Here is a 6417-nt window from a genome sequence, read left to right on the forward strand (position 1 = left end):
GGCCGTCTCCACCTATTGGCGGCCGCTTTTTTCGTTTTAGCGCTATTGCAACTTTTTTATAATTATGATAAGTTATATTTAATTGCTTGCACTGATGGTGCTTGCCTCAGTGCTTCGCACGTTTGCACGGACGGAATGGGCATGGCCCAGCGCGGGGTGTGCGGCCTTCCGTTTCAAGGCAGAGCCGATGGCGCTCTGCGGTTTTCCATTTTGTAAAGGCAGTTGCCGATTTTGCAAACTGTCTTTTTTGCTTTTGCCATGCGATTTCGATAGAGGAATGAGGGGTTTGCGATGTTTCTTCACGGGACAAGCCGCGTGAATGAACAAGGGCATTTGGAAATCGGCGGCGTCGATGTGGTCGAGTTGGCCAAAACGTATGGCACGCCGCTTTATATTTATGACGTTGCGTTGATCCGCGCTCGGGCGCGCGCGTTTAAAGAAGCGTTCCAGCGTCACGGCGTGCGGGCGCAAGTCGCGTATGCGAGCAAGGCGTTTTCCGCCGTCGCCATCGTGCAGCTGGCCGCTGAGGAGGGATTGTCGCTTGACGTCGTCTCAGGCGGTGAGCTGTATACGGCGCTTGCGGCCGGTTTTCCGCCTGAGCGCATCCATTTTCATGGCAACAACAAAAGCCGGGACGAATTGGCGATGGCGCTTGAACACGGCATCGGCTGCATCGTTGCCGACAACTTTTACGAACTCGAGCTGATCGAAGAGCTGGCGGCGTCATGCGGTCGGACGGTGCCGGTTTTGCTCCGCGTGACGCCGGGGGTCGAGGCGCATACGCACGATTACATTTTAACCGGGCAAGAAGATTCAAAGTTCGGCTTTGACTTAAACAACGGTCAGGCGGACGAGGCGTTTCGCCGTGTTATGGCATCGGCCGCGTTTCAGCTGCTCGGCGTTCATTGCCATATCGGCTCGCAAATTTTTGAAACAGCTGGGTTTGTGCTCGCGGCGCAAAAAGTGTTTGCCAAGCTGGCGGAGTGGAACAAGGAGCACGGATTTGTCCCAGCGGTTGTCAATCTTGGCGGCGGCTTTGGCATCCGCTATACGGAGGAAGACGACCCGATTCCGGTGACAGCGTACGTCGACTGCATCGTGGAAGAGGTGAAAAGGCAGGCCGAAGCTTGCCGCTTGCCGTTGCCGGAAATTTGGATCGAGCCGGGGCGGTCGCTCGTGGGTGATGCGGGAACGACGATTTATACGATCGGTTCGCGCAAAGAGGTGCCCAACGTCCGCACCTATATTGCCGTTGACGGCGGCATGAGCGACAACATCCGCCCGGCGCTTTACGGAGCGAAATACGAAGCCGCGCTCGCCAACCGGGTGTTCGGCGAGCCGACGGAAGTCGTATCGATCGCCGGGAAGTGTTGCGAGTCAGGCGACATGCTCATTTGGGACATCGCCCTGCCGGAAGCGAAGCCGGGCGATTATTTGGCCGTTTTTTGCACCGGCGCTTACGGCTATTCCATGGCGAACAATTACAACCGTCTGCCGCGCCCAGCCGTTGTGTTCGTTGAAAACGGCGACGCCCAGCTCGTTGTGAAACGGGAGACATATGAAGATTTGATCCAATATGATTTGCCTTTGAAAACGAAAGTGAAAAAGTGAAGGCCGCCGGTTGGAAAGAGAACGGCCTTCACAAAGAAAAGGCGCCCGCTGCTTTTTTTGGGCGCCTTCTTTCATTGTTGATTTGAGGAAAATGCTGATTTGATCGCGTTCCAAATTTCTTTGAAGATGTCGATAAGGTTTTGAATGAACGTTTTCCCTTCTTCTGACTGCAAAAACGCCGATAGCTGTTCTTTCGCCTTGCTCAGCTGATCGTTCACTTGATCCCAATTAATATGGGCGTTTTGCATTTTATGGAAAAGGGAAATCAGGTTGTTGATTTCATTCTCGCTCAGCGTAATGCCAAGGTCGTTGGCGATTTTTTCAATAAGGGCGCGCAAATCAGCGTCCGTCTGCGGTGGGTTGTTGGCGATTTCTTGTTTGATTTTCGCCAGCAGGGCGACCGCTTTGTCCGCGCCGATCGAATCGGCGAGCTTCGCCGTCTGCACCATTTCCTCGTTCGCCACTTTTTTGACATCATCAGGGATGGCTTGGTCCGAGGAAATTTCATACGCCTTCATCAGCCCCGTCAGCGCTGCGGTGCCGGAAACCGGAAACGGGGCGGTGATGTAAATATCGGCATCTTTCACCCCTGCGGTGATCAAGGCGTTTGTATACATCTCTTTCGTCACCCATGTGATGTTGTGCGTTTCGACATGAAGCCCCGAGCCGGGCTCTTTTATCGTGATCATCGACGACGAGATGGCGCGCGTGCCGATTTGCGCTTTCGGAATGAGTCCGTCCAAATATTTATGCTCCTCAACGTTTGAGACGGTGATCGTTTGCGCCCCGTCCGGCGCCTTCATTTCGTCGAGCACTTTTTGCTTTTGTTCATTCGTTAAGTTTTCCCCGAGCGTCACAATGACATCGCCCGGCGCGGCATCGGCCGCTGCGATGCCCGGAGATGCCAAGAGCACCGCCCAAAGCAGCGATGAAGCGATCGTTCGTTTCACATAGCTCGCCTCCTGTTTACGAAAATGCATTATCATTATACCGTACGCTCGCCTGCTTGGCTATCGGCAAAAAGCGACGCGGTCAGGCGGCGTGCGAATTTGAAAAGACATTTTTTCTTTTGTTTCACTTGGCAATCATGGTATGATAAAAGCAGTTTCGATGTCGAAAAGGAGCTGGATGCTTGTGGCGAAAAAAGGATATATTCTAATGGAAAACGGCGGGAAAATCGAGTTTGAACTGTTCCCAAACGAGGCGCCGGTGACGGTGGCCAATTTTGAGAAGCTCGCAAACGAAGGCTTTTATAACGGGTTGACGTTCCACCGCGTCATCCCTGGATTTGTCAGCCAAGGAGGATGTCCACGCGGCAACGGAACGGGCGATGCCGGCTATACGATCCCGTGCGAGACGGACAACAATCCACACCGACATGTCACCGGCGCGATGTCCATGGCGCACCGCGGCCGCGACACCGGCAGCTGCCAGTTCTTTATCGTCCACGAGCCGCAGCCGCACTTGGATGGGGTGCACACCGTCTTTGGCCAAGTGACATCGGGCATGGACGTCGTGAGGACGATGAAAAACGGCGACGTGATGAAGGAAGTGAAAGTATTTGACGAACCGTAAACAGCGCATGAGCGAGGATGATCGGACTGTTCGAAACAACTGGCGCTTGTTTTTCTTTTTGCTTGCGGCCAGCCTGTTGTGGGGAGCGGCGTATTGGATTTGGGTTGCGGAATGATGATGCAGGGCGTTTCGTGTGGTATAATGAACATAACGATATAGTGATGCATCCTTCGGGGCAGGGTGAAATTCCCGACCGGCGGTGATGGGGCTTTCCGCCCCTCAGCCCGCGAGCCGAAAGGCAGGATCCGGTGCGATTCCGGAGCCGACAGTATAGTCTGGATGGGAGAAGGATGCCAATATGCGCACGGCTGTTTTCGGCCGGTTCAGACCCATGGGCAGCGTCTGTCGGCCGACTAGGCATGGTAGTATCTTTTGTTTCCGACCGGCCGGTATAGCCTGCTTAGCGAACGTGTGTTTGTTTGCGCATCATTGGTCATTCTCTCATCAATGAGCCCCCGGGGACATCCCGGGGGTTTCGTTTTTATTGAAGGAGGGAGTGCGGTGCATAACGATGAACATTATATGCGGCTCGCTCTCGATGTGGCCAAAGCTGGGGTCGGGCAAACGTCTCCCAATCCTGCAGTTGGCGCGGTCGTTGTCAACGGTGGGACGGTCGTTGGGCTTGGCGCCCATTTGAAAGCGGGTGAGCCGCACGCTGAAGTCTATGCGATCCGCATGGCTGGCGAGAAGGCGCGCGGTGCGACGGTGTACGTGACGCTTGAGCCGTGCAGCCATTATGGAAAAACGCCGCCATGTGCCGATTTGCTCATCCAGGCGGGCGTCCGTCGCGTCGTCGTTGCCACGACCGACCCGAATCCGCTTGTCGCGGGAAAAGGGATTGCCAAGCTGCGCCAAGCGGGCATTGACGTTGATGTTGGCGTATTAAAAGACGAAGCGGACGAATTAAATCGGATGTTTTTCCACTATATCGCCGCAAAAACGCCGTTTGTCACGTTGAAGTTCGCATGCAGCCTCGATGGCAAAATCGCGACGGCGACGGGGGAAAGCAAATGGATTACATCAAGCGCGGCGCGTGAGGATGCCCATCGCCTTCGTGCGCAGCATGACGCCATTTTGGTCGGCGTCAACACCGTTTTGACCGACAACCCGAAGCTTACCGTCCGCTTTGGGGAAAAGCGGAAAAACCCGCTGCGCATCATTTTAGATACAAAATTGCGTACACCGCTTGACGCCCATGTCGTCGCTGACAAGGAAGCAGAAACGTGGATCATCACCGGCGGCGTCAGTCGGGAACAAGCAGCGGCGTATGAGCGCCTTGGGGTGCGTGTATTTTCAATGCCGACGGCCCAGATCGATGTCCGCGATGTGCTCCGTCTGCTTGGGGAGCAGGGAGTCATGTCGCTGTTTGTCGAAGGCGGCTCGCGCGTTCATGACAGCTTCCTCCGCGCGGGAGCAGTCAATGAGGTCATCGCCTATATCGCTCCGAAGCTGATCGGCGGCCGCGGGGCGCCGACGCCGGTCGGCGGCCTTGGCTTCGCCCGGCTTGCTGAAGCGGTGGAGCTTGACATCCGCCGCATCGAGACGATCGGCCCGGACATCAAAATCGTCGCCGCGCCGAAACGGAAGGAGGAATCGTTGTGTTCACTGGCATTATTGAAGAGATCGGCACGATCGAACAAATGAAGCAAACCGGCGATGCCATCGTGATGACGATTGGCGCCAAGCGGGTGCTCGAAGATGTGCGGCTTGGCGACAGCATCGCCGTCAACGGCGTCTGCTTGACCGTCACATCGTTCACCGAACGGCAGTTTACGGTCGATGTCATGCCGGAGACGGTGAAAGCGACGGCGCTAAAGACATTAAAGCCGGGGGCGAAGGTGAATTTGGAGCGGGCAATGGCGGCTGGAGGACGGTTTGGCGGCCATTTCGTCACCGGGCATGTGGACGGCGTCGGGCGCATCATCCGGCAGTGGCCGAAAGCGAACGCCGTCTACTATGAAATCGAAGTGCCGGCCTCGCTGCGCGCCTATATGATTGAGAAAGGATCGGTCGCAGTCGATGGGACGAGCTTGACGATTTTCGGTCTGAGCGAGCGCACGTTCATCGTTTCACTCATTCCGCATACGCGTGAGGCGACGATTTTAGGCGAAAAGCGGCCGGGCGATCTCGTCAATATCGAGTGCGACATGATCGGCAAGTACGTCGCCGCTTTCCTCACCGCGAAAGCGACGCCGACCTCCAAATTGACGGTCGAATTTTTGGAGCAGCACGGCTATAAATAGTGGAAAAGGGGGCAAGCTTGATGTTTGACACGATTGAAGCAGCGCTTTCGGCGCTGAAAAACGGAGAAGTGATCATCGTTTGCGATGACGAAGACCGCGAAAATGAAGGCGATTTTGTCGTGCTGGCCGAAAAAGCTACTCCGGATGTCATTAACTTTATGATCACTCATGGCCGCGGGCTCGTCTGCGTGCCGATTACGGAGGAATTGGCGGAGCGGCTCGAGCTTGAGCCGATGGTCACTCATAACACGGACGCGCATGGCACAGCGTTTACGGTGAGTGTCGACTACAAAACGACAACGACGGGAATCAGCGCCTACGAGCGGGCGGCGACGATTCAGGCGCTGCTTGATCCGAATGTGAAAGCGAGCGATTTTAAACGTCCTGGCCACGTTTTTCCGTTGATTGCGAAAAAGGGAGGCGTCTTGCGGCGCGCCGGCCATACAGAAGCGGCGGTTGATTTGGCCCGTTTGTGCGGCGCGAAGCCGGCCGGCGTCATTTGCGAAATCATTAAAGAGGACGGGACGATGGCTCGCGTTCCTGATTTGCGGCAAATCGCCGACCAGTTCGGATTGAAAATGATCACGATCAAAGATTTGATCGCCTATCGGAGCCAGCGGGAAAAGCTCGTGAAACGGGAGGTGGACGTTTGGCTGCCGACCGAATTCGGCGAATTTCGCGCCATCGGCTACACAAACGTGCTCGACGGAAAAGAGCATGTGGCGCTTGTCAAAGGAGAGATCATCCCGGATGAGCTGATCTTGGTGCGCGTCCATTCCGAATGCTTAACTGGCGATGTGTTTGGCTCGTACCGGTGCGACTGCGGTCCGCAGCTGCATGCGGCGCTCAGGCAAATCGAGGCGGAAGGGCGCGGGGTGTTGCTTTACATGCGCCAAGAAGGGCGCGGCATCGGCCTTATGAACAAGTTGCGCGCTTACAAGCTGCAGGAGCAAGGTTATGTTTTCGGCAGCCTTTTGTTCAGCCGCCC

General features: G+C 55.7%; 7 protein-coding genes and 1 riboswitch. Of the genes, 6 read left to right on the forward strand and 1 reads right to left on the reverse strand.

Annotated features, from left to right (window positions below; all coding sequences use genetic code 11):
- The first annotated feature begins 291 nt into the window (after window positions 1–291).
- Window positions 292–1611, forward strand: a complete 1320-nt coding sequence (gene lysA, locus T260_RS134200) for a diaminopimelate decarboxylase (protein ID WP_011231782.1) — start codon at window positions 292–294, stop codon at window positions 1609–1611.
- Between the two features lie 71 nt (window positions 1612–1682).
- Here lysA and T260_RS134195 read toward each other — a convergent pair whose 3' ends face one another.
- The gene (locus T260_RS134195) at window positions 1683–2561 is read right to left on the reverse strand and encodes a DUF1002 domain-containing protein (RefSeq protein ID WP_011231781.1); all 879 of its coding nucleotides are present in this window, start codon (window positions 2559–2561) and stop codon (window positions 1683–1685) included.
- Between the two features lie 184 nt (window positions 2562–2745).
- On the opposite strand from T260_RS134195, the gene T260_RS134190 reads away from it, so the two are divergent.
- The 5 genes from T260_RS134190 to ribB form a co-directional block, all read left to right on the forward strand.
- The gene (locus T260_RS134190) at window positions 2746–3186 is read left to right on the forward strand and encodes a peptidylprolyl isomerase (protein ID WP_011231780.1); all 441 of its coding nucleotides are present in this window, start codon (window positions 2746–2748) and stop codon (window positions 3184–3186) included.
- Window positions 3173–3301, forward strand: a complete 129-nt coding sequence (locus tag T260_RS1000000140470; RefSeq protein WP_014196248.1) for a hypothetical protein — start codon at window positions 3173–3175, stop codon at window positions 3299–3301. The genes T260_RS134190 and T260_RS1000000140470 overlap by 14 nt, the downstream gene beginning before the upstream one ends.
- 47 nt (window positions 3302–3348) lie before the next feature.
- Window positions 3349–3481: riboswitch (FMN riboswitch) on the forward strand.
- 206 nt (window positions 3482–3687) lie between these two features.
- Window positions 3688–4830 (forward strand): bifunctional diaminohydroxyphosphoribosylaminopyrimidine deaminase/5-amino-6-(5-phosphoribosylamino)uracil reductase RibD, encoded by a 1143-nt coding sequence (ribD, locus tag T260_RS134185; protein WP_014196247.1) that lies wholly within the window; start codon window positions 3688–3690, stop codon window positions 4828–4830.
- Entirely contained in the window at window positions 4785–5429 is a 645-nt protein-coding gene (ribE, locus tag T260_RS134180; protein ID WP_011231778.1) for a riboflavin synthase, read from the forward strand. The genes ribD and ribE overlap by 46 nt, the downstream gene beginning before the upstream one ends.
- Window positions 5430–5449: 20 nt before the next feature.
- The coding region (ribB, locus tag T260_RS134175) for a 3,4-dihydroxy-2-butanone-4-phosphate synthase (protein ID WP_023633519.1) at window positions 5450–6417 on the forward strand (968 nt) is incomplete at its 3' end.

This window comes from Geobacillus thermopakistaniensis, assembly GCF_000498995.1.
In the GTDB taxonomy this organism is placed as follows: domain Bacteria; phylum Bacillota; class Bacilli; order Bacillales; family Anoxybacillaceae; genus Geobacillus; species Geobacillus thermoleovorans.